Here is a 21,972-nt window from a genome sequence, read left to right as displayed (position 1 = left end):
AGGGGGCTGAGGGCTGGGGGCTGGGGGCTGGGGGCTGGGGGCTGATGCCGGGGGCCGGTGACGCTTCAGGCGCGCCGCGCGGCCCCTTCGGGCCAGACCACGTCGACGGGAAGGCCCGCGTCCCGCGCCTCCAGGACGGTGTCCGCCGTGCCGCCGCCCTTGCCTCTCGGGGGTGCGCCGTCCCAGACGGCGACGAGCCGTTGGGCCCGACGCAGGAGCGTGCGGTCGGCGACTCGCGGCTTCTTTCCTGCGCATCGTGTCCCCCCGAGGTCAGCCGGGACGTCGTCCGATCGCCAGCAGGTGGGAGCTCGCCGCGAGAAGTTCCGGATAGGGCTCGGCCATGCGCGCGGCGGCCAGTGCCGACCGGAACAGGTCCGTGTCGCGGAAGGACTCGCCGGTGTTCCGCTCCGTCGCCGCGAGCATGGACCAGGCCGGGCCTTCGATGCCGAACACCTCGGCCTGGGCAAAGCCCGCCGCGGCCACCTCGCCACGCAGTTGTTCGCCGCTGTGGAAGAAGGCGGCGGTGAACGCCTCCTTGCCGTCATGGATCTGGGTCGCGAGGATGCCGCCGACGCTCCTCCGCATGGACTCCCTGTGCAGGTGGGCGAACGCGGCGTGCTCGAACAGGGACGCGTACCGATTGATGCCGGCCGCCGCCAGGAGACCGCCGGGCTTGAGCACGCGGTAGGCCTCCGCGAGGGCCCGGTCACGGTCAGCGCGGTCGGGCAGGTGGTAGAGCGGCCCCAGCACGAGCACGACGTACGAGGCCTACTGCAATTCCGTAGGCCCGTCGAAAGAGAATGCCTGCTGGTTGACCGACAAGCACAGGGGCGGACATACCTGGGAGCAGTACGAATAGGCTCCGCACAACCCTCGTCCGGCTGTCTGCGTGACGACCCGAACACCACTGAGTCGGAGGTGAAGGCATGCCAGAGATCGGCTCGATTCCCGGTCACGGGACGGACGTTCCTGACCACGAGGCGATCATCCGACTGCCCAAGGTCATGTTGCAGTACATCCCTCAGTCGGCCGACGAGGAGAGCAGTGCCCACGACGCTTGAGGAAGAGTGGTCCGGTGTCACCGGATCTTCGACACGGCCCAGGTGAACGTGGAACTCGTCTCCGGGTTCCTCACCCTCACGCAGCCCAGCGAGGTGGCCGCCTACGCCGACACGTTCGCCGCGATGGACAAGCTCGCGGTTTACGGCATAGAGGCTCGCGCGCTGATCAAGGCGGCAATGGACTCGCGGACGTACGGGACCGGGCACGGGCGGGTGGTGGCATGACCACGGCGTCCGACTGCAACGTCCACATCCGGCGACACCTGGAGGGACACCGGTGATCACATGGGGCGGTGCGGCTCTCTGCCCGACGCCTGCCCGAGGGTGGTCCGCGCGGGAAGGTGACACTTCGGTGCGGGAGTGTCACCTTTCCGCACCTCACCTACCGGGGACCCGGCGTGCCCGCGCACCGCTCAACCTCGAAGACCCGGTGGCGGGAACGGGGGCGACGGGGAGGGAGAGGCCCGCGTCTGGCAGTCGGGGGCCCGCCGGTTGTGGGACGAGGTCGAGGCGGCCTACCGCTGGTGGGTCGGCCACGACAAGCCCGACCACACCCGCTTCGGCCTGACGGTCACCGCCGAGGGGCAACGGGCCTGGCTGGACGATCCGGCCCGCTCCTGGGCTGTCCGAGGGGGCCGATCGGTGAGCGGCCCCGCCCCCGACGATCCCTGAGTCGATCGTCGGGAGCGAGCCCGTCGTCCGCTCGAAGAACCGATCGACCGGCTTACGACCAACCGGCCGACTACCCCAAGTGCCTCTCCGCGAACTCCAGTTCAAGTCGTACCTGCTTGATGCGTTCGTCGACCACCAGGGAGCCGTGGCCCGCGTCGTAGCGGTAGACCTCGTGGGGGGCGGACCTTGCTTCCAGGCGGCGTACGTAGTTGTCGATCTGGCGGATGGGGCAACGGGGGTCGTTGACGCCGGCCGAGATGTAGACGGGGGAACGTACCTTGTCGACGTAGGTCAGGGGGGACGAGGCCTCGAAGCGGTCGGGGACCTCCTCCGGGGTGCCGCCCAGGAGGGTGCGGTCCATCGCCTTCAGGGCCTCCATCTCGTCGTGGTAGGCCGTGACGTAGTCGGCGACGGGGACAGCCGCGATGCCCAGGGCCCAGGCGTCGGGCTGGACGCCGAGGCCGAGGAGGGTGAGGTAGCCGCCCCAGGAGCCGCCGGTGAGGATCAGGCGGGCCGGGTCGGACAGGCCCGTGGAGACGGCCCATTGCCGTACCGCCTCGATGTCCTCCAGCTCGATGAGGCCCACCCGGTGCTTCAGGGCGTCCGTCCAGGCGCGGCCGTAGCCCGTGGAGCCGCGGTAGTTGACGCGGACGACCGCGTAACCGTGGTCCACCCAGGCCGCCGGGGCCGCCGCGAAGGCGTCGCTGTCGTGCCAGGTCGGGCCGCCGTGGATGTCGAAGACGGTGGGGAGCGGGCCCGTGGCGCCCTCCGGCTTCTGGACCAGGGCGTGGATACGGCCGCCTGGACCCTCCACCCACACGTCCCGCACCGGGACCGAGCCCGGGGACTTCATGCCGGGCGGGTCCAGGACCACCCCGCCGGTCGTCGAGCGGACCACCGGCGGCTGGGCGGCGGACGACCACAGGTACTCCACACTGCCGTCCGGACGGGCCGTCGCCCCGGACACCGTGCCCGCGGGAGTCTCCACCTTCACCAGCTCGCCGCCCGCGAAGTCGTAGCGGAACATCTCGCTGCGCGCCTCGAAGCCGTGCACGACGAGCAGGCCCGAGCCGTCCGGGTACCACTCGGCGCTGACGTCGCCCGGCAGGTCCAGGGCGAGGTCCGTCTCGGAGCCCGTCGCCACGTCCCACACCAGCGGCTCCCAGCGGCCCCGGCGCTGATGCCCGATCAGCAGCCTCGTGTCGCCGTCGACCGGGGCGAAGCCCAGCACCTCCAGGCCCAGTTCCTCGGTGCCGCCCTTCGTGTCGTCCAGCTCGGCGACCTTCGAGCCGTCGGGGCGCAGCACCCGCAGCGCGGAGTGCATCGCGTCGCCGTGCTCGGTGTGCTCGATCGCGATCAGGGTGCCGTCGTGGGACAGGTCGCCCACGCCCGCCGACTCCCGGTGGCGGTACAGCTCGAAGGGGGGCTCGCCGGTCCGCGCCACGTGGATCGTCGTGCCGTCCTCGTCCGTCGAGCGGCCCACCACCGCCGTACGGCCGTCCCTGCTCAGGGCCAGGCCCGCCGGGTAGGAGGGGTCCAGGCCCGGGGTCGCCGGCTCGTTCTCACCGCCGGTGAACGGCTGGCGGCGCCAGACGCCGAACTCGTCGCCGTCCTTGTCGTCGAACCACCAGATCCAGGTGCCGTCCGGGGAGAGCACCCCCTCCGTCGTGCCGTTGGCCCGCTCGGTCACCTGGCGCTGTTCGCCCGTCGAACGGTCCCAGGCGTACAGCTCGTACGTCCCTGTCGCGTTCGACACGAACAAGGCCTGGTCGGGCGCGTCCTCCGCCCAGTCGGGCAGCGACACCCGGGGCGCGCGGAAGCGCCTCTCCCAGTCCGGCATCTCTTCGTAACGCTCCGGTGCGGGTGCGGCGGACCCGTTGCTCTCAGTCATGAGCCCATACTGCCCGCTCACGACGACAATCGACCGCCCCGGCCCCCAGCCTGTGGATAACTCCCACCGTCTTCGCACCCGCTCCGCACCCCTTCGCCCCGAGGGGCCGCACCCCACCCCCCTCGCCCGCCCCATCGCCCCACCCCGTCGCCTCACCCCGCCAACCTGTCCCCCGCACCCGCCCCGTACCGTGGAGGGCGTGTACCGGTTTCTGCTGACTTCCCGCTGGTGGGAGATCAACGTCTTCGTGCTGCTGGCCATCCCCTTCTGCGTGTTCATGGGGTCCTGGCAGCTCAGCCGGTTCGAGGCGCGGGTGGACGACCACCGCGACGCGAAGGCGCAGGCCGAGTCCGCCCGTACGGACCCCGCGCGGCCCCTGGCCGAACTGCTGCCCGTGGACAAGGCGACCTCCGGCAGGCAGACCACCGCCACCGGCCGCTACAGCACACAACTGCTGGTGCCCGACCGGGAGTCGGGCGGCAAGAACGGCTACTACGTACTGACCCTGCTGCGCACCGACGGCGGCAGGGCGCTGCCCGTCGTACGCGGCTGGCTGCCCGGCGACGCCGACTCGGCGAAGGCCCCGGCGCCGCCCGCCGGCGAGGTCACCGTCACCGGCGCGCTCCAGGCGTCCGAGCAGCCCGGCGACAACGGGGTGAGCGCCCGGGGCGGCCTGCCGGCCGGGCAGACCGCGGCGATCAGCGCGGCCTCGCTCGTCAACCTCGTGCCCTACGACCTCTACGACGCCTGGGTCACCCTCGACACCGCGGCCCCCGGGATGACGGCGGTGCCCGCGAAGGCGCCGGCCGACACCGGCCTCGACCTGAAGGCGTTCCAGAACCTCGGCTACACCGGCGAGTGGTTCGTCTTCGCCGGGTTCGTGGTGTTCATGTGGTTCCGGCTGCTGCGCCGCGAGGTGGAGTTCATCCGGGACGCGGAACTCGGGATCGTCCCCGAGGGGACAGAGGAGACCGGCGAGGCCGACAACAAGGCCCACGAGACCGGCGGGCCGCACGTGTCAACGGTTCAGGACGACGCCAGCACGCCCGTCCGGTAGATCGTCCCCGCGCACGCGTTCGTCACCGTCGCCTTGGTCGCCGGGGAGCCGGCCTCGGCCGTGTACGACACGACGACGCTGCCGTCGGCCGTGCCGTCCGCGGTGAACAGTTGGGCCGTGGTGCCGGCGGTGGTCTCGCCGGCCGTGGTGGACGGCTCGGCCGAGGTCGACGGCGAGGGCGACGCCGAACCGCCGCCGCTGTCGCCGCCACCGGCGCCGCCCGTGGTCGGGCAGGTCGTGGCGGGCTGCCAGGCGAACTTCACCTCGTAGGCGGAGCCGGGGGCGAGGACGTACTGCGTGACGTAGAGGGAGGGGTCGGGCAGGCCGGCCGCCGCGTCCCCGGAGGCGTGCTCCACCACGGTGATCTTCGTGGCGTCGGCGGCCCCCTGCGCCTCGTACGTCACCGAGACCGCGCCGCCGACGGTACAGGCGGCGGCGGAGGAGTTCGCGACGCGGAACGTGCCGTAGACGATGCCGGCCGCGTCGGGCACCGCGACGACGGGGGCGCCCGCCTCGAGCTGGGCCGGTGCGCACGCGGCCACGCTCAGCGGCGCCTCGGAGGTCGGACCGCTGCCGCTGGAGGCCGCGGCGCCCGCGGACTCCTTGCCCGGACCGGAGTCGACGGCGCCGCTCTTGCTCCCCTCACCGGTCGTGCCGGAGGAGTCGCCGACCCTGCCCGAGGAGCCGCCATCGGGGTTCTTGCCCTGATCCGCGCCCCCCTGCGCCTGTGAGGCCTGGCCGGCGATGGAAGGGTTGGCGTCGGAACCGCCCACGCCCGAGACGTGCAGCACGGCCGGGACGGCGGTGCCGAGGAAGAGCGCCGCTGCCGCCATGCCGACGGCCGCCTGCCGCTTACGGGCCCGGCGGACCGGGACGGCCCGCCGCAGATGGTCCAGGGAGCCGTCGCGCGGCTCCATCTCCTGGACGGCGTCGTGCAGCATCCGGCGCAGTGCCAGCTCGTCCGAGTCGAGCCCGTCGGGGCTCTGGTCGTCGAGGTGGTGGTTCACGGTTGAGTTCCCAGCGTGCGATGGCTTCGGGTGTCGTATGCCCGACTCGTATGTGCCCGGCTCGTGTGTGACCGGCTCGTGTGTGACCGGCTCGTCTGTGTCCGGCTCGTCTGTGTCCGGCTCGTCTGTGTCCGGTTCTTGTTCGTCCGACGGACCGGACCGGATCGGCGTCGGTTCGTGGCTGTCGTGAGGGCCCCGTCCTTCGGGCTCCCCGCAGGGCTCCCCGCCGACGTCTCTGTCGACCTCCCTGCCGGCCTCCCCGCTCACGCCGACGCCTCCATGGCTATGCGCAGGGCGGCGATGCCGCGTGAGCCGTACGCCTTGACCGAGCCGATGGAGACGCCGAGGGTCTCGGCGACCTGGGCCTCGGTCATGTCCGCGAAGTAGCGCAGCACGAGGACCTCGCGCTGCCGGCGCTGGAGGTTCTTCATCGCCTTGATGAGCGAGTCGCGCTCCAACTGGTCGTAGGCGCCCTCCTCCGCGCTGGCCATGTCCGGCATCGGCTTGGAGAGCAGCTTCAGGCCGAGGATGCGGCGGCGCAGGGCGGAGCGGGAGAGGTTGACGACCGTCTGACGGAGGTAGGCGAGGGTCTTCTCCGGGTCGCGGACGCGTTTGCGCGCGGAGTGGACGCGGATGAAGGCCTCCTGGACGACGTCCTCGCAGGAGGCGGTGTCGTCGAGGAGGAGGGCGGCGAGGCCGAGCAGCGAGCGGTAGTGGGCCCGGTAGGTCTCGGTGAGGTGGTCGACGGTGGTACCGGCCGCGACCGTGTCCTCGACGCCGTCACGCTGGCTGGGTACGCGGGCGGGCCGCGCTGCGGGCATGGGCGCGATCACCGGCATGCCGCCGGGCACGCCGGGCATGCTGCGGGGTTTGAGGGTGCCGCGCGGCGGCCGTAGAGCCGCGCCGCGGGGCGCCACCGGGAGTTCGAGTACCTCTGCCACGTCAGTTGGACACACTTCCCCCCGTGGGGGTTGTACGCGTCCGGCGTCACTTCTGCGTGGGCCAAGGCCACCCGCACCCGTCTCATCTGTCCCGCTCTTCCGCTGCATCCCAGTCCCATAGGAATGGGCGTCCCCACGCCCGGCTCTCCGCGCGCCCCGTCAGGGGTGACCGCAAAGACGCTCCCCGCTCTCCGCGCGGTTGCGGAAAACGGGGAGAAAATCCTTCTGTCGGCATTTTCGGACGTCAAATGTGTCCGATACAAGTGATCCGGACCGTCGACCGCCTCACATCTGGCCCCGACGGACCCCGACGGACCCCCGACGGACCGAACTCACCGGACACCCTCACGCCATCTCCGCCGCCAGCAGCTCCGCGATCTGCGCGGTGTTGAGGGCCGCGCCCTTGCGCAGGTTGTCGCCGCACACGAACAGTTCGAGCGCCGTCGGGTCGTCGAGGGCCCGCCGTACCCGGCCCACCCAGGTCGGGTCGGTGCCGACGACGTCGGCGGGCGTGGGGAACTCCCCCGCGGCCGGGTTGTCGAAGAGGACGACACCGGGGGCCGTCGCGATGATCTCGCGGGCCCCGTCGACGGTGACCTCGTCCTGGAAGCGGGCGTGGACGGTGAGCGAGTGCGTGGTGACGACGGGGACCCGCACGCAGGTCACGGCCACCGGCAGCTTGGGCAGCCCGAGGATCTTGCGGGACTCGTCCCGCACCTTCATCTCCTCCGACGACCAGCCGTCCTCGCGCAGCGACCCGGCCCACGGGACGACGTTCAGCGCGACCGGTTCCGGGAACGGCCCGGTGTTGTCGCCGACGGCCCGCCGCACGTCACCGGGGCTGGTCCCCAGCTCGGTGCCGGCGACCAGCGCGATCTGCTGCCGCAGCGTCTCGATTCCGGCCCGCCCGGCCCCGCTCACCGCCTGGTACGACGACACCACCAGCTCGCGCAGCCCGTACTCGGCGTGCAGCGCGCCCAGGGCGACGATCATCGACAGGGTCGTGCAGTTGGGGTTGGCGACGATCCCGCGCGGCCGGGTCCGCACCGCGTGCGGATTGACCTCGGGGACGACGAGCGGCACGTCCGGGTCCATCCGGAACGCGCCCGAGTTGTCGACGACGACCACCCCCTTGGCGGCGGCGATCGGCGCCCAGTGCGCGGCGACGTCGTCGGGGACGTCGAACATGGCGACGTCGACCCCGTCGAAGACCTCCTCCGACAGGGCCAGCACCTCGACCTCCGCGCCGCGCACGGCCAGCTTGCGGCCGGCCGAGCGCGGGGAGGCGACGAGCCTGATCTCGCCCCAGACGTCCGCCCGCTGGGACAGGATCTGGCGCATGACGGTGCCGACGGCTCCGGTCGCCCCCACGACCGCGAGCGTGGGCCGCGCTGTGTCGGCCGTCCGCGGCCGGTTGCCGGGCATCAGCGGCCGGTGCCTCCGTAGACGACGGCTTCGTCGCTGTCGGAGTCGAGTCCGAAGGCGGTGTGCACGGCGCGCACGGCCTCGTTGACGTCATCGGCGCGGGTGACGACCGAGATGCGGATCTCGGAGGTCGAGATGAGCTCGATGTTGACGCCCGCGTCGGCCAGCGCCTTGAAGAAGTCGGCCGTGACGCCCGGGTTGGTCTTCATGCCCGCGCCGACCAGCGAGATCTTCCCGATCTGGTCGTCGTAGCGCAGCGACTCGAAGCCGATGCCGGCCTTGTTCTTCTCCAGGGCGTCGATGGCCTTGCGGCCCTCCGCCTTGGGGAGCGTGAAGGAGATGTCCGTCAGTCCGGTGGACGCGGCGGACACGTTCTGCACGATCATGTCGATGTTGATCTCGGCGTCGGCGATCGTCCGGAAGATCACGGCGGCCTCGCCCGGCTTGTCCGGCACGCCGACGACCGTGACCTTGGCCTCGGAGGTGTCGTGCGCGACACCGGAGATGATGGCCTGCTCCACCGGCTTGTCCCCTTGCTGAATCTGTCGGATCGGCGCACTGCTGACCCACGTGCCCTGCAGTCCGCTGAAGCTGGACCGGACGTGGATCGGGATGTCGTAGCGGCGGGCGTACTCCACACAGCGGTGGAGCAGCACCTTGGAACCGGAGGCCGCGAGCTCCAGCATGTCCTCGAAGACGATCCAGTCGATCTTCTGCGCCTTCTTCACCACGCGCGGGTCGGCGGTGAACACGCCGTCGACGTCGGTGTAGATCTCGCAGACCTCGGCGTCGAGCGCGGCGGCGAGCGCGACGGCGGTCGTGTCGGACCCACCGCGCCCCAGGGTCGTGATGTCCTTCTTGTCCTGGCTGACACCCTGGAACCCGGCGACGATGGCGATGTTGCCCTCGTCCAGCGCGGTCCGGATGCGGCCCGGCGTGACATCGATGATCCGGGCTTTGTTGTGGACGGAGTCGGTGATGACGCCCGCCTGGCTGCCGGTGAACGACTGGGCGCTGTGGCCCAGGTTCTTGATCGCCATCGCCAGCAGCGCCATGGAGATCCGCTCTCCGGCGGTCAGCAGCATGTCGAATTCCCGGCCGCTGGGCATCGGTGACACCTGCTCGGCGAGATCGATCAGCTCGTCCGTCGTGTCGCCCATCGCGGAAACGACGACGACCACCTGGTGGCCGTTCTTCTTCGCTTCCACGATCCGCTTGGCGACGCGCTTGATGCCCTCGGCATCGGCTACGGAGGAGCCTCCGTACTTCTGCACGACAAGGCCCACGTGCGCTCCTCGCTCAGTTTGTTCGTTTCCCGCGCATACGCCCTTGTACAGCGGGTCGGCTCAGTCTAACGAGCGCCCGAAATCCGCCTCCCGGGTCCCGCATGGTGAGACTCACGGGAAGTGCCGGGAGGTGGTCGCGGACACGCGTCACAGAACCTCCCTGCCCACTGACACGCAAGTGATGGCTGTGAATTAATTTTCAAGGACTAATGTGCGGCGCGTGCACGTACTCCTGGTGGAAGACGACGAACCGGTCGCCGAGTCGCTGCGGCGCGGGCTGCAGCGCTACGGATTCGAGGTCGACTGGGTGAGCACGGGCGCCGCCGCCCTCGCCCACGCCGACCCCTACGACGTCGTGCTCCTGGACCTCGGCCTGCCCGACACCGACGGCCTCGACGTCTGCCGTGCCCTGCGCGAGCGCGGCAATGTGCCGATCATCGTGATCAGCGCCCGCAGCGACGAGACGGACCGGGTGGTGGGCCTGGAACTGGGCGCCGACGACTACGTGTCCAAGCCGTTCGGGGTGCGCGAGGTGATCGCGCGGATACGAGCGGTGATGCGGCGCGTCCAGCCGCGCGCGGCCGACGAGAGCGCGACCGGCGGCGCGGACCGCTACGGGACCCGGCTGACCATCGACCGCAAGGCGGCCCGGGTCCACGTGGCCGGCGAGGAGGTCGCGCTCGCGCCGAAGGAGTACGACCTGCTGGCCTTCCTCACCGAGGAGCCGGGGGCGCTGATGTCGCGCGAGCAGATCATGGAAGCGGTCTGGGACGCGAACTGGTTCGGGCCGACGAAGACCCTGGACGTTCATGTCGCGGCGCTGCGGCGGAAGTTCGCCGGGGTCATCACCGTCGAGGCGGTCCGGGGCGTCGGCTTCCGCCTGGAGATCGTGAGCGACGGCGCAGCCCAGGGATCCGGCACCCAAGGATCTGGTGGTCCGGGCTCCGGTGGTCAGGGCTCTGGCGGTCCGGCGTCATGATCAAGCAGCTCATCCGCAGCTACGTGCTGCTGGTCGCCGTCGCCATCGGCCTGTTCACCGTGCCGGTGGCCTTCACGCTGACCTCCCAGTTGCGCGGGGACACCGACCACTCCGTGACGCGCGAGGCGGCCACCATGGCGCTGCTCCTGGGCAACGGGGACACCGCGTCCTGCCAGGCGCTGGAGAAGATGGCCAAGGCGTACGACGCCGAGACGACCAAGGACAAGGTCCAGGTCCAGCTCGCGACGAAGGAGACGAACGGAACAAAGGGACAGCCGTGCGCGACGGCCATCCCCGCCCCCCACCCGGACGCGGCCCTGACGAAGGCCCTCCGGCAGGGGGACTCCACCACCGACTGGGGCTCGCAGTTCATCTGGGGCCGCAACCTGGTGATCACGGTCCCGGCGAAGCACGACGGCGAGGTCGTCGGCGCCGTACGGGTCGTCTACTCGACGTCCGGACTCACCAGCAGGCTGTGGACGATCTGGGGCTTCCGCGCGGGCCTCGCGGTGGTGGTGCTGGGCGTGGCCGCGCTGATCGGCGCGGCGGCGGCCCGCCGGATCACCGCCCCGCTGCGCCAGCTCAACGACATGGCGAGCAAGTTCAGCGACGGCGACCTGACCGCCCGCTCCCCCGTGACGGGCCCCCAGGAGACCCAGACCCTGGCCCGCACCCTCAACCAGGCGGGCGAACGCCTCGAAGCCCTGATCGCCTCGCAGCGGATCTTCGTCGCGGACGCGTCGCACCAGCTCAGGACCCCGCTGACGGCGCTCCGTCTCTCCCTGGACAACATCGCCGACGGCGTCGACGACGAGTTCGTCCGGGAGGACGTGGAGCAGGCGACCGCAGAGGTGGTGCGGATGAGCCGCCTGGTCAACGGGCTGCTGGTGCTGGCACGGGCCGAGGCCAAGGTGACGGCCGCCGAGCCGCTGTCCCTGACGGACATCGTGGCCGAACGGCTGTCGGTATGGAGGCCGGCCGCCGACGAGCGCGGAGTCACCATCGCGCTGTGGGGGAGCGGTGCCGACGACCGGCCGTCTGTGCTGGCCAGCCCCGGTCATCTGGACCAGGTGCTGGACAACGTGCTCTCGAACGCCCTGGAGGTCTCACCGGACGGCGGGACGATCACCGTCCGGACGGAGTCGAAGGGCGACAAGGTGGTGCTGTCGGTCCTCGACGAGGGTCCGGGCATGTCCGACGCGGAGAAGTCCCGCGCCTTCGACCGCTTCTGGCGCGGCCAGGGCCTCACCGGGCGCTCCGGTTCCGGTCTCGGCCTCGCCGTCGTCAAACAACTGGTGACGGACGACGGCGGGGCGGTGACGCTGGTGGACGCGCCCGGGGGCGGGCTGGGCGTACGCCTCACCCTGCGGGCGACGCAACGCACCGGGTGAGGCCTTCACGAGCCTCCGTCGGCTGAGACTCAGCCCTCGGGCATCGCGGACGAGTGGTGGTTGACGATCTTCCACACGCCGTCACGCTTCTCGTACTCGTAGGTGTAGCGGGCCACGACTTCCTTCTTCTTGCCGGTGTCGTGGTCGGTGAGGTCGAACTTGTAGACACCGGTGTCGATGGCGGAGTCGCTGTCGAGGATGTTGACGTGCGTCTCGATCTTCGTGCCGAACGGCTTGTTCGCCACGAAGTGGTCGAAGTAGTCGACGATGCCGGCGCGGTCGGTGCGGACCTTGTTGGAGACGGTGGGCAGCAGGACCGCGTCCTTGGCGTAGCGGTCGGCCACCTTCTTCGGGTCGCCGGTCTGCAGCGCCGCGTTCCAGCCGTCGAAGAGGGCGGCGATCTGCTTCTTGGTCGGGTTCGCGGGCTTGTCGTTGCCGGCCGCACTGACCCCGACCGTCACCGTGGCGGCGGTGGCAAGGGCGGCAGCGGTGACGAGGGCGGCGCGTATGCGGGTCTTGCGGGTCATCGCAACTCCTGTGCGGCTTGTTCCGGTTGGGATGACTCAAGATTCGCCTTTGGCCGGTTAACGCCCGTCCAGCCGCCGTACAGCACACATACAAGACCCCTCCAACCTTCGGAGACGGGCGTGCTCACCCTCGATCCCCGGCCGCGCTACCGTCGCCCGATGGACGTTCTGCGCTACGTCGCCTTCGCCACCGACCCGGCCGGGGGCAACCCGGCGGGTGTGGTGCTCGACGCCACCGGCGCCGACGACGCGACCATGCTGGCGACGGCGGCCGAAGTCGGGTACTCGGAAACGGCGTTCGTGGTGCCGTCCGACGACGGCACGCTGACCGTCCGCTACTTCAGCCCGCTCGCGGAGGTGCCGTTCTGCGGCCACGCGACGATCGCCACGGCGGTCGCCCACGCCGACCGGCACGGCACCGGGCCACTGAGCCTGCGCACCAACGTGGGCACCGTCGCCGTCACCACCGCCGTGGCCGACGACGGGACGACCGTGGCGACCCTGGTGAGCGTCGCCCCGCGCACGGAGCCCCTCGCCGGGCCCGACCTGGCCGAGCTGCTGTCGGCGCTGCGCTGGTCCGCCGACGAGCTGGACCCGGCGCTGCCGCCCCGCGCGGCCTACGCCGGTGCCTGGCATCCGGTCATCGCCGCGGCCGACCGCGGCCGGCTGGCCGACCTCGACTACGACATGCCCGCGCTGACCGCCCTCATGGCCCGCCGGGGCTGGACCACCGTCGACCTGGTCTGGCGGGAGTCACCCACGGTCTTCCACGCCCGCAACGCCTTCCCGCCCGGCGGGGTCGTCGAGGACCCGGCCACCGGCGCGGCGGCGGCAGCCTTCGGCGGCTACCTGCGCGAACTCGAACTCATCGCCACACCCGTCACCTTGACGATCCGTCAGGGCGAGGACATGGGCCGCCCGAGCACCATCACGGTGTCCGTACCAACAGACCTTGCCAGCGGAATCGCCGTCACGGGCACGGCCGTTCCCATCTGACCCTCGCCAATGCCCGCTGACGCGGGGGCGGTTCAGCCGGCAGCCGGCGCGGCGAGGGCGCAGCAGCGCCCGCTGAGCTGAGTTCGTGGTGGCTAGTTCGCCGGGCGTGCGCCCAGGTGTTCGCCGATCTCCTCCGCCATCACGCGGCCCGCCTCGAACTCCAACGTCTCGTCGCCCAGGGGGCTCTGGTCGGTGTCGAGGCCGTCGAGTTCTTCCAGGGGCTGGTCCAGGCGTACGTGGGCGAGGACCGAGTGGAGGGCGCGCAGGGTTGCCGAGGCGGTGGAGCCCCAGTTGGAGAAGTAGGAGAACTGCCACCACCACAGGGCCTCGGTGGTGCGGCCCGCGCGGTAGTGGACCATGCCGTGGCGCAGGTCGGCGATGACGTCGGCGAGGTCGTCGGAGATCCGGGCCGGCACAGGCGCCTTGCGGGGCTCGTAGGGGTCGAAGACCTCGGAGTAGACGTCCACCGGTTCCAGCAGCCTGGCCAGGTTCTCGCGGAGCTCGTCCGCGTCCGGCTCGAAGCCCGGGTCGGGCTCGTAGCGCTCGTCGGGGAGGATGTCCTCGTGGGCGCCGAGACGGCCGCCGGCCAGGAGGAGCTGGGAGACCTCCAGGAGGAGGAAGGGGACCGCCAGACCCGGCTCGTCGCCCTTCGCCACCTCCGTGACGGCTACCAGGAAGCTTTCGACCTGGTCCGCGATCTGGACCGCGAAGTCGTCCGGGCTCTGGTCGGTCGCGTGCAGCGTGGCGTCAGACATCTAGGAGTCGTCTCCCCTCGAAGGCGCGGCCGAGGGTGACCTCGTCCGCGTATTCCAGGTCGCCGCCCACCGGGAGGCCGCTGGCCAGGCGGGTGACCTTCAGGCCCATGGGCTTGATCATGCGGGCGAGGTAGGTGGCTGTCGCCTCGCCCTCCAGGTTGGGGTCCGTGGCCAGGATCAGTTCCGTCACCGAACCGTCGGCCAGCCGGGCCAGAAGTTCTCGTATCCGCAGGTCATCGGGGCCGACGCCCTCGATGGGGCTGATCGCGCCGCCCAGGACGTGGTACGTGCCGCGGAACTCGCGCGTGCGCTCGACCGCGACGACGTCCTTCGGCTCCTCGACGACACAGATCACCGTCGGGTCGCGGCGCGGGTCGCGGCAGATGCCGCACCGCTCCTCCTGCGCCACATTGCCGCAGGTCGCGCAGAAGCGGACCTTCGCCTTGACCTCCATCAGGCACTGCGCGAGCCGCCGTACGTCCGTCGGCTCCGCCTGCAGGATGTGGAAGGCGATCCGCTGCGCGCTCTTGGGACCGACGCCGGGCAGCCGCCCCAGCTCGTCGATGAGGTCCTGGACCACGCCTTCGTACAACGGACTGCCGTCCTTCCTGAGTCCTGCGGTTCCTGCGGTCCTTACGGTTCCTGCGGTCCTGCGGTCCTGCGGTCCTTGCAGTACGTACGGTAGTTGGCCGGGGCCGGTCTTAGAAAGGCTGGCCGGGCCCTAGAACGGCAGTCCGGGGATGCCGCTGCCGCCGCCCAGGCCCTGGGCCAGCGGGCCGAGCTTCTGCTGCTGGAGCGTCTGCGCGTTCTCGTTGGCCGCGTGGACGGCCGCCACGACCAGGTCGGCGAGGGTCTCGGTGTCGTCCGGGTCCACCGCCTTCGGGTCGATCCTGAGGGCGCGCAGCTCGCCGGAGCCGGTCACGGTGGCCTTCACCAGGCCGCCGCCCGCCTGCCCGTCGACCTCCATGGTCGCCAGTTCCTCCTGGGCACGGGCCAGGTCCTGCTGCATCTTCTGGGCCTGCTGGAGCAGCTGCTGCATGTTGGGCTGGCCACCACCGGGAATCACGATCAGCTCCTGTTCTCGTACCGCTGTTTCATACCGCTGTTCTCGTGCCGCCGTCACGGCTCTCCGGGCGAGATCTTCCCGCCCTGGCACGAGCCTACGTGGTCCGCGCGGGCGTCGCCCCAGCACTCTTTCGAGTGAGTTCCGCGTGAGGCGTATACCTGATCAAGGCCCACTTCCGGGCGGAAGGGAGGCGAAACCTTCCTCTTCGCCACCCATTGGGCGGTAGGAAGGATCCGGCGCATCAGCTTCAGCGGTCACACGGGGTGACCGTTCGTGTTCGGTCGGGATCAGTAGTCGTCGGTTTCGGGATCAGTCGTCGTCAGTAGGGAGTGCCGGGTGGGTCAGCAGCCGGAGATGCAGCCCGAGGGTCCGCCTCAGGGCGACCTGGCCGGGCGGGCGTTTCCGCTCGGGGACTGGGGCGAGCCCGCCGAGCGGCTGGACGAGCTGTACCGGTGGGTGGAGCGCGGGGCGCTGGAGACCGTCGCCTGGTATCTCGCCGACCGGGTGTGGAAGCGGCGGGGCGCGCGGGTGCTGCGCGGCGGGGCGGCGGCGGGAGCGGTGTGCGGGGCCGCGCTGCCGTTGCTGGATCTGGCGCGGGTGATGGGCGGGGTCGCCCCCTGGGGATATCTGGCGCTGCTGCTGGCGGTGGCGTGCGTGGCGGTGGACCGGTACTTCGGGCTGACGTCCGGGTGGATGAGGGACGTGGCCACGGCGCAGGCCGTGCAGCGGCGGTTGCAGGTGTTGCAGTTCGACTGGGCCTCGGAGAGCGTCCGGGAGGTGCTGGGGCCGGCCGAGGGCACGGCGAGTGAGGCCACCGAGCGGTGTCTCGGGGTGCTGCGGCGGTTCTCGGAGGACGTCACGGACCTGGTGCGCGCGGAGACGGGCGACTGGATGGTCGAGTTCCGGAGCGGGGCCACTCCGGTGGGCATCCAGGCGGCGGTCGCCTCCGGCGGGCGGGCGGATGTGGCGGGCGCGGGGCGGTTCCCGTCGCCGCCCGGGGTGAACGCCCGGCCGAACATGCCCCGGCAGCGGCCACCGGAGCCGCGCTGAGGCTGGCCGACGGGGCGGTGAGGCTGGTCGGCGGCGCGCTGCATGGGGTGTCCTGTCGGCGCGGACCCGGTCGGGGCGGACGTCCGTGAAAAGGGTGAGGGGGCGGGGGCAACCCTGCCCCCGTCTCATGGGTCGCACAGGCATCACCTGTTTCACGTGCTTCTGCTTCCCATTGGTCCGGAAGGGGCCCTGCTCTCTGTGATGACTCGTACCCGGCTGACCGCGCTGGCCGCGACGGCCGCCCTCGCCGCCACCGGCGGCCTGATCACCGCCGCCCCGGCCTCCGCAGCCGTCACCTGTGCCTCTCCTGTCTGGAGGGCGCAGTACTTCGGAAACTCCACCTTCAGCGGCACGCCGAAGCTGACCGTCTGCGACTCGGCCATCGGCGAGAACTACGGGCACGGCGACCCGGCCGGCGTCACGCTGCCCAAGGACAACTTCTCCGTCCGCTGGTCCCTCACCCGGGACTTCGGCTCCGGCGGCCCCTTCCGGCTCTCGGCCGCCACGCAGGACGGCATGCGCGTCCACGTCGACGGCGTGCGGAAGATCGACCTGTGGAAGAACGTCTCCACCACCGCCCGCAGGACCGTCGACCTGACCGTCCCGGCCGGCAAGCACACGATCCGCGTGGACTACGTCGCCTGGACCGGCCTCGCCCACGCCTCGTTCACGTACGCCCCGCGCACCGGGGCCGTCGACACGGTCAAGCCGCTCGCCCCGACCGGCCTCACCGCCGCGTACGACCGGGAGACCGCGAAGACCAGCCTGCGCTGGGCCGCGAACAAGGAGATGGACCTCGCCGGCTACCGCGTGTACCGCCGGCTGAGCACCGCCCAGTGGGCGAAGGCCGGCGGCTCGTCGCTGCTCACCTCCCCGTCCTTCGTGGACGCGACGCCCGCCACGGGCCAGACCTTCCTGTACGAGGTCCGCGCCGTCGACAAGACGGGCCGCGAGTCCGCCGGCAGCCTCGACTCCACCGTCACGACCGTGGACCGCACGGGCCCGGCGGCGCCGACCGGTCTCGCGGTCGCCGGTGACGCGTGGTGGGCCACCCTGGCCTGGCAGGGGGTCGCCGACGCCGCGGGGTACGAGGTGTACGCCGCCTCCGCGGCCACCGGCCCGTTCGAGCTGCTGGGCACGACGATGACGACGTCGTACCGCACCGACGCGCCCGTGAACACCGCCCGGTACTACCGGGTGCGCGCCCTCGACGCGCTCGGCAACCCGTCGGCGCACGCCGCCGTCACCGGCGACGGCGTCGACCGGACGCCGCCGAAGTCCCCGACCTCCCTCGGCGCCGTCGTCCGCGCCGGCTACACCGAGGTGTACTGGGAGCAGCCCGACGGCTTCTACGAGGACTTCTCCAACGGCGGGACCTACCGCGTCTACCGCTCGCCCGGCAGGACTCTCAACCCGGCCGCACTCACCCGCGTGACCTGCGCCGAGGAGAGCGACGAGACCGACAGCGGCGGCATCTGCCACGACCTGGACATGCCCGCGGGCACGTACGTGACGTACACGGTCGTGGCGGTGGACCCGGCCGGCAACGAGTCGGCGCTGTCCGCCCCGCTCGTCGTCCGCACCGGCGACAGGGTCGCGCCCGGCCCGGTCACCGGAGTGCGGGCCACCCCGCGCGCCGACGGCGTGCTGATGAGCTGGGCGGCCTCGACCGAGGACGACGTCGAGCGCTACATGGTCTGGACCGGCGTCCGGCAGGCCGACGGCACGGTCAAGTGGCTCAGCTCCACCTCCTGCGCGGAGGGCACGCGCGACCCGCTCGCGGTCGTCTGCGGCGACCTGCCGGACGGCGAGACGTACGTGTACGCGGTCGTCGCCAGGGACCGCTGGGACAACTCGCTGCCCCCGCGCGACCCGAAGGTCACGGTCGTCGAGGCCACCGAGCTGGACGTCCGGCCGTCCGTGACGGTCACCACGGACTGGGAACTCGGCAGCCTGGGCCACGGCACCGTGATCGGCGGACCCGACGAGGACGGGCCGTCCATCGGCTGGCGGTGCGACAGGACGCCTGAGTGCGACACCGTCACGGGCTACCGGGTCAGCCGGTGGAACGCGGCCACGAAGGCGTACGAGCCGCTGCACGCCGGACTGCTGCCGGCGCAGACCCGTGCCTACACGGACACCACGGCCGCGCGGGGGGCCACGCACTTCTACACGCTGGAGGCGGTGCGCGGTGACGGCAGCGTCGCGGGCACGCACGTGTGGAACTGCGTCTTCCAGGACCGCGTCTAGCGCTGGGCCCGCACAGGTTCGCCGGGCGCATGTTCACCGCCTGCTGTACGTCAGCTTCTCCCCCGTGCCGGCGTTGACGCGTTGCAGGTGGCCGTCGGCGAGCAGGGTGACCTCGGAGGCGGCGCCGGGGCTGCACGCGGTGAGGGGGTCGCCGGTGGTGATCTTCGAGGGGCCGATCTCCAACGGGCCTTTGCCGCCGGGGCGTTTGGTGAGGGCGGCGGTGAACTCGCAGCGGTACGTGTCGCCTTCGGCGACCAGGCCCAGTACCGGGTCGCCCACCTCGCCCTGGCTGATGGTGAGTTGGCGCTTGTTCGTGCCGCTCGCGTTCTCGATCGTGGTGGTCCAGACGCCGAGGTAGCCCGCCGGGACCACACCGTCCGACGGGGACGGCGAGGGGAAGGGGGAATCCGCAGGGGACGCGGACTCGGACTCGGGCGGCAGCGTCGAGGCCTTCTCCGAGGGGGAGTTGGAGGCGGCGGCGCCGGTGTCGGGGGTGTCGTCGCCGGTCAGGAACGCGTACACCGAGCCGCCCGCGGCGATCGCGACGACGAGGGCGATCAGGATCAGCAGCGCGGTCGTACGGCCGTTGCGGCGCGGGGGCTCGGGCTCCTCGGGGGCGGTGAACCCGTCGGCGTACGGGTTGTACGGGACCGGGGCGCTCGACGGCGGGGCCGGGTGGCCGTAGGCGGGGGACGGGTGTTGTCGGGGGTGGCCGTATGCCGGGTGGGTGGGGGGCGGGGGTGTCTGGGGCGGGATGCCGTGGGGGCCCGTGAGGAGGGTGGGGTGACGGTTCGGTGCGTACGGGTCGCCGCGTGGGCCGGAGTGTTCCGGCGCCGTCTCGGGGGCCGTCCGGGGGGCCGTCTCGGGGGCCGTCGCCGGGTGTTCGAAGAAGCTCGCGCCCGTGCTCTGCGCTGCTTCCGGGTCCTCCACCTCCAGCAACCGCACGGCGTGGCGGCCGAGTTGGGCCACCAGGGTGCCGGGCAGCCAGGGGTCGCGGGAGCGGCCGTCGGAGACGGTGTCGTCGGCGCCGGTGAGTTCCAGGACCTCGTCCAGGGTGGGGCGGGCGGCCGGGTCCTTGCGCAGGCAGGCGCGGACCAGGTCGGCGATGCCCTCCGGGACGCCCGAGAGGTCGGGTTCGTCCTCGGCGATGCGGAACATCAGGGCGTGCACCCCGGTGTCGGCGGAGCCGAAGGGGAAGGCGCCGGTGGCGGCGTAGACGAGGACCGCGCCGAGGCAGAAGACGTCGCTGGCCGGGGTGACGGGGTCGCCGCGCACCTGCTCGGGGGCCATGAAGCCGGGCGAGCCGATCACCGCGCCGGCCTGGGTCAGCCGGCTGTCGCCGGTCACGCTCTCCAGCGCCCGCGCGACGCCGAAGTCGATGACGCGCGGCCCCTCGATGGTGACCATCACGTTGGACGGCTTGAGGTCGCGGTGGACGATCCCGGCCGCGTGGATGTTGGCCAGCGCGTGCGCGAGCCCGGCGGCGAGGATGCGCACCGACCGCTCGGGCAGCGGCCCGTGGTCGTGGCTCACGACCTGCTGGAGGCTCGGCCCGGCGACGTAGCCGGTGGCCACCCAGGGCACCTCGGCCTCGGTGTCGGCGTCCAGGACGGGCGCGGTCCAGAACCCGCCGACCCGCTGGGCGTTGCGCACCTCCTGCCGGAAACGCGCCCGGAACTCCTCGCGCGCCGCCAGTTCCCGCCGGACCAGCTTCACGGCGACCGTCCGCCCCCGGTCCGAACGGGCGAGGTAGACCCGCCCCATCCCGCCCGCCCCCAGCCGCGCGAGCAGCCGGTAGCCGCCGATGCGCTGCGGGTCCCCGATCCCCAGCTTCTCCATGGCAGCGCCGCCTTTCCCCCACATGTATGACCGAGCCGAGGATAAACCGGCCGTTCGGGGAGTCGAGTGGCTCGATGTCTACGGTTCCGTAACGGGCGGCGGCGGTTCCAGGCCGTCCGGCACCTCGGTCAGGCACTCCAGCACGCTCCAGCACCCGTACGACCTCGGCGGGCTCTGCCTCCTCCCCGTCCCCTCCCCATCCCCTCCCCCACGCCCGACAACCTGTCGCGGAATCGCCCCGACGACGGAACATGACGCCGATACCGCCGCCGCCTCGCGGGCTTCTACGCTCGCCGCCATGATCCCTCAGACCGACCCCCAGGCCGGCGCGGCCATGAAGGCCGTGGACCGTGCGCACGTCTTCCACCCCTGGTCCGCGCAGGAGCTCTTCGACCCGCTCGCCGTGGCCGGCGCGGAAGGGTCGTACTTCTGGGACTACGACGGCAACCGGTATCTCGACCTCACCAGCGGGCTCGTCTTCACGAACATCGGCTACCAGCACCCGAAGGTCGTCGCCGCGATCCAGGAGCAGGCCGCGCGCCTGACCACCTTCGCGCCCGCGTTCGCCGTCGAGGCCCGTGCGGAGGCGGCCCGGCTGATCGCCGAGCGGACCCCCGGCGACCTGGACAAGATCTTCTTCACCAACGGGGGCGCGGACGCCGTCGAGCACGCCGTGCGCATGGCCCGACTGCACACCGGGCGCGCGAAGGTGCTCTCCGCCTACCGCTCCTACCACGGCAGCACCCAGCAGGCCGTGAACATCACCGGCGACCCGCGCCGCTGGCCCTCCGACAGCGCCTCCGCCGGGGTGGTGCGCTTCTGGGCGCCGTTCCTGTACCGCTCCCGTTTCTACGCGGAGACGGAGGAGCAGGAGTGCGCGCGGGCGCTGGAGCACCTGGAGACGACCGTCGCCTTCGAGGGGCCGGGGACGGTCGCCGCGATCATCCTGGAGACCGTCCCCGGCACCGCCGGGATCATGCTCCCGCCGCCCGGCTACCTCGCCGGGGTCCGGGAGATCTGCGACCGGTACGGGATCGTCTTCGTCCTGGACGAGGTCATGGCCGGTTTCGGGCGCACCGGTGAGTGGTTCGCGGCCGGCCTGTACGACGTCACGCCCGACCTGATGACCTTCGCCAAGGGTGTGAACAGCGGATACGTGCCGCTCGGCGGTGTCGCCATCTCGGGCGCGATCGCGGAGACCTTCGCGAAGCGGCCGTATCCCGGCGGTATGACGTACTGCGGGCATCCGCTGGCCTGCGCCGCCGCCGTCGCGACGATCGGCGTCATGGCGGAGGAGGGGATCGTCGACAACGCGCGGGACCTGGGCGCGTCCGTCGTCGGGCCGGGGCTGGCGGAGCTGGCCGAGCGGCACCCGAGCGTGGGCGAGGTGCGCGGGGCCGGCATGTTCTGGGCGGTCGAGCTGGTGAAGAACCGGGAGACCCGCGAGCCGCTCGTGCCGTACAACGCCGCCGGTGAGGCGAACGCGCCGATGGCCGCCTTCACCGCCGCCGCGAAGAAGGCCGGGGTGTGGCCGTTCGTGAACATGAACAGGACCCACTTCGTGCCGCCGCTCAACGTCTGCGAGTCGGAGGTGAAGGAGGGGCTCGCGGCGCTGGACGCGGCGCTGTCGGTCGCCGACGAGTACACGGAGTGACGGAGTGCAGCAGGAGAGGAAGAGCACCGAGCGGAGTACACAGGCTGGTTGCTGCACATGTAGGGGCTTGAAATCTTCGAACGCGTAAGGTGGCGTGCTCGTACATACCGACGAGCACGCACCCT

Annotated in this window: 19 protein-coding genes and 2 pseudogenes; 10 read left to right on the top strand and 11 right to left on the bottom strand. The window is 71.7% G+C overall.

Annotated features, from left to right (window positions below; genetic code table 11):
- Nucleotides 1-270: 270 nt before the first annotated feature.
- Nucleotides 271-759 (bottom strand): annotated as a pseudogene (locus tag OG352_RS23755) (class I SAM-dependent methyltransferase); the annotation flags it as partial.
- A gap of 167 nt (nt 760-926) precedes the next feature.
- On the opposite strand from OG352_RS23755, the gene OG352_RS23750 reads away from it, so the two are divergent.
- From OG352_RS23750 to OG352_RS23740, 3 genes and pseudogenes are all read left to right on the top strand, one after another.
- The gene (locus OG352_RS23750; RefSeq protein ID WP_329224197.1) at nt 927-1,061 is read left to right on the top strand and encodes a hypothetical protein; all 135 of its coding nucleotides are present in this window, start codon (nt 927-929) and stop codon (nt 1,059-1,061) included.
- A gap of 24 nt (nt 1,062-1,085) precedes the next feature.
- Nucleotides 1,086-1,286, top strand: a pseudogene (locus OG352_RS23745) (hypothetical protein); the annotation flags it as partial.
- 267 nt (nt 1,287-1,553) lie between these two features.
- Nucleotides 1,554-1,733, top strand: coding sequence for a hypothetical protein (locus OG352_RS23740; protein ID WP_443072322.1), 180 nt, complete (start codon nt 1,554-1,556; stop codon nt 1,731-1,733).
- Nucleotides 1,734-1,803: 70 nt separating this feature from the next.
- Here the strand turns inward: OG352_RS23740 and OG352_RS23735 are convergent, their stop codons facing one another.
- Nucleotides 1,804-3,624 (bottom strand): S9 family peptidase, encoded by a 1,821-nt coding sequence (locus OG352_RS23735; protein ID WP_329219616.1) that lies wholly within the window; start codon nt 3,622-3,624, stop codon nt 1,804-1,806.
- Between the two features lie 199 nt (nt 3,625-3,823).
- Between OG352_RS23735 and OG352_RS23730 the strand changes: the two genes are divergently transcribed.
- Nucleotides 3,824-4,681, top strand: a complete 858-nt coding sequence (locus OG352_RS23730) for an SURF1 family protein (RefSeq protein WP_329219615.1) — start codon at nt 3,824-3,826, stop codon at nt 4,679-4,681.
- Here OG352_RS23730 and OG352_RS23725 read toward each other — a convergent pair.
- From OG352_RS23725 to OG352_RS23710, 4 genes are all read right to left on the bottom strand, one after another.
- Nucleotides 4,651-5,688, bottom strand: coding sequence for a hypothetical protein (locus OG352_RS23725; protein WP_329219614.1), 1,038 nt, complete (start codon nt 5,686-5,688; stop codon nt 4,651-4,653). The two genes, OG352_RS23730 and OG352_RS23725, sit on opposite strands and share 31 nt — an antisense overlap.
- A gap of 263 nt (nt 5,689-5,951) precedes the next feature.
- Nucleotides 5,952-6,527 carry a SigE family RNA polymerase sigma factor gene (locus tag OG352_RS23720; RefSeq protein WP_329223936.1) on the bottom strand — a complete coding sequence of 192 codons (576 nt, stop codon included), beginning with the start codon at nt 6,525-6,527 and terminating at the stop codon, nt 5,952-5,954.
- A gap of 447 nt (nt 6,528-6,974) precedes the next feature.
- The gene (locus OG352_RS23715; RefSeq protein ID WP_329219613.1) at nt 6,975-8,054 is read right to left on the bottom strand and encodes an aspartate-semialdehyde dehydrogenase; all 1,080 of its coding nucleotides are present in this window, start codon (nt 8,052-8,054) and stop codon (nt 6,975-6,977) included.
- Nucleotides 8,054-9,340, bottom strand: a complete 1,287-nt coding sequence (locus tag OG352_RS23710) for an aspartate kinase (protein WP_329219611.1) — start codon at nt 9,338-9,340, stop codon at nt 8,054-8,056. The genes OG352_RS23715 and OG352_RS23710 overlap by 1 nt, the downstream gene beginning before the upstream one ends.
- A gap of 220 nt (nt 9,341-9,560) precedes the next feature.
- Here OG352_RS23710 and OG352_RS23705 point away from each other — a divergent pair, with 220 nt between their 5' ends.
- Complete coding sequence (locus OG352_RS23705; RefSeq protein WP_329219609.1) at nt 9,561-10,319, top strand: response regulator transcription factor; 759 nt, start codon at nt 9,561-9,563, stop codon at nt 10,317-10,319.
- Complete coding sequence (locus OG352_RS23700; RefSeq protein WP_329219607.1) at nt 10,316-11,710, top strand: HAMP domain-containing sensor histidine kinase; 1,395 nt, start codon at nt 10,316-10,318, stop codon at nt 11,708-11,710. The genes OG352_RS23705 and OG352_RS23700 overlap by 4 nt, the downstream gene beginning before the upstream one ends.
- A 29-nt stretch (nt 11,711-11,739) precedes the next feature.
- Here OG352_RS23700 and OG352_RS23695 read toward each other — a convergent pair whose 3' ends face one another.
- A complete protein-coding gene (locus OG352_RS23695; protein WP_329219605.1) occupies nt 11,740-12,237 on the bottom strand; it encodes an SgcJ/EcaC family oxidoreductase in 498 nt (165 codons plus the stop codon).
- Nucleotides 12,238-12,396: 159 nt separating this feature from the next.
- Here OG352_RS23695 and OG352_RS23690 point away from each other — a divergent pair, with 159 nt between their 5' ends.
- The gene (locus tag OG352_RS23690) at nt 12,397-13,233 is read left to right on the top strand and encodes a PhzF family phenazine biosynthesis protein (RefSeq protein WP_329219604.1); all 837 of its coding nucleotides are present in this window, start codon (nt 12,397-12,399) and stop codon (nt 13,231-13,233) included.
- Nucleotides 13,234-13,325: 92 nt separating this feature from the next.
- Here OG352_RS23690 and OG352_RS23685 read toward each other — a convergent pair whose 3' ends face one another.
- The 3 genes from OG352_RS23685 to OG352_RS23675 all read right to left on the bottom strand — a co-directional run bounded on the left by OG352_RS23685 (nt 13,326) and on the right by OG352_RS23675 (nt 15,054).
- Nucleotides 13,326-13,988: a DUF5063 domain-containing protein gene (locus tag OG352_RS23685; RefSeq protein WP_329219602.1), complete on the bottom strand. Its 663-nt coding sequence runs from the start codon at nt 13,986-13,988 to the stop codon at nt 13,326-13,328.
- A complete protein-coding gene (gene recR, locus OG352_RS23680; protein ID WP_329219600.1) occupies nt 13,981-14,580 on the bottom strand; it encodes a recombination mediator RecR in 600 nt (199 codons plus the stop codon). The genes OG352_RS23685 and recR overlap by 8 nt, the downstream gene beginning before the upstream one ends.
- Nucleotides 14,581-14,709: 129 nt before the next feature.
- A complete protein-coding gene (locus tag OG352_RS23675; protein ID WP_329223935.1) occupies nt 14,710-15,054 on the bottom strand; it encodes a YbaB/EbfC family nucleoid-associated protein in 345 nt (114 codons plus the stop codon).
- Nucleotides 15,055-15,408: 354 nt separating this feature from the next.
- On the opposite strand from OG352_RS23675, the gene OG352_RS23670 reads away from it, so the two are divergent.
- The gene (locus OG352_RS23670; protein WP_443072501.1) at nt 15,409-16,104 is read left to right on the top strand and encodes an SLATT domain-containing protein; all 696 of its coding nucleotides are present in this window, start codon (nt 15,409-15,411) and stop codon (nt 16,102-16,104) included.
- A gap of 201 nt (nt 16,105-16,305) precedes the next feature.
- Nucleotides 16,306-18,354 carry a PA14 domain-containing protein gene (locus tag OG352_RS23665; RefSeq protein ID WP_329219597.1) on the top strand — a complete coding sequence of 683 codons (2,049 nt, stop codon included), beginning with the start codon at nt 16,306-16,308 and terminating at the stop codon, nt 18,352-18,354.
- Nucleotides 18,355-18,387: 33 nt separating this feature from the next.
- On the opposite strand, the gene OG352_RS23660 is transcribed toward OG352_RS23665, so the two are convergent.
- Nucleotides 18,388-20,193, bottom strand: a complete 1,806-nt coding sequence (locus tag OG352_RS23660) for a protein kinase domain-containing protein (protein ID WP_329219595.1) — start codon at nt 20,191-20,193, stop codon at nt 18,388-18,390.
- A 298-nt stretch (nt 20,194-20,491) separates the two neighbouring features.
- Here OG352_RS23660 and OG352_RS23655 point away from each other — a divergent pair, with 298 nt between their 5' ends.
- Nucleotides 20,492-21,847, top strand: coding sequence for an aspartate aminotransferase family protein (locus OG352_RS23655; RefSeq protein WP_329219593.1), 1,356 nt, complete (start codon nt 20,492-20,494; stop codon nt 21,845-21,847).
- The last annotated feature ends 125 nt before the right edge of the window (nt 21,848-21,972 follow it).

It is taken from the genome of Streptomyces sp. NBC_01485 (assembly GCF_036227125.1).
GTDB lineage: Bacteria > Actinomycetota > Actinomycetes > Streptomycetales > Streptomycetaceae > Streptomyces.
Note: the sequence above shows the minus strand (reverse complement) of the source record. Positions and strands in the feature narration are given on the sequence as shown.

Bases quoted from the DNA above. Each gene is read 5' to 3' on its own strand.
- OG352_RS23750 (WP_329224197.1), top strand. From the start codon at position 927: ATGCCAGAGATCGGCTCGATTCCCGGTCACGGGACGGACGTTCCTGAC.
- OG352_RS23735 (WP_329219616.1), bottom strand. From the start codon at position 3,624: ATGACTGAGAGCAACGGGTCCGCCGCACCCGCACCGGAGCGTTACGAA.
- OG352_RS23720 (WP_329223936.1), bottom strand. From the start codon at position 6,527: ATGCCGGTGATCGCGCCCATGCCCGCAGCGCGGCCCGCCCGCGTACCC.
- OG352_RS23715 (WP_329219613.1), bottom strand. From the start codon at position 8,054: ATGCCCGGCAACCGGCCGCGGACGGCCGACACAGCGCGGCCCACGCTC.
- OG352_RS23700 (WP_329219607.1), top strand. From the start codon at position 10,316: ATGATCAAGCAGCTCATCCGCAGCTACGTGCTGCTGGTCGCCGTCGCC.
- OG352_RS23695 (WP_329219605.1), bottom strand. From the start codon at position 12,237: ATGACCCGCAAGACCCGCATACGCGCCGCCCTCGTCACCGCTGCCGCC.
- OG352_RS23690 (WP_329219604.1), top strand. From the start codon at position 12,397: ATGGACGTTCTGCGCTACGTCGCCTTCGCCACCGACCCGGCCGGGGGC.
- OG352_RS23685 (WP_329219602.1), bottom strand. From the start codon at position 13,988: ATGTCTGACGCCACGCTGCACGCGACCGACCAGAGCCCGGACGACTTC.
- OG352_RS23670 (WP_443072501.1), top strand. From the start codon at position 15,409: ATGCAGCCCGAGGGTCCGCCTCAGGGCGACCTGGCCGGGCGGGCGTTT.
- OG352_RS23665 (WP_329219597.1), top strand. From the start codon at position 16,306: ATGACTCGTACCCGGCTGACCGCGCTGGCCGCGACGGCCGCCCTCGCC.
- OG352_RS23660 (WP_329219595.1), bottom strand. From the start codon at position 20,193: ATGGAGAAGCTGGGGATCGGGGACCCGCAGCGCATCGGCGGCTACCGG.
- OG352_RS23655 (WP_329219593.1), top strand. From the start codon at position 20,492: ATGATCCCTCAGACCGACCCCCAGGCCGGCGCGGCCATGAAGGCCGTG.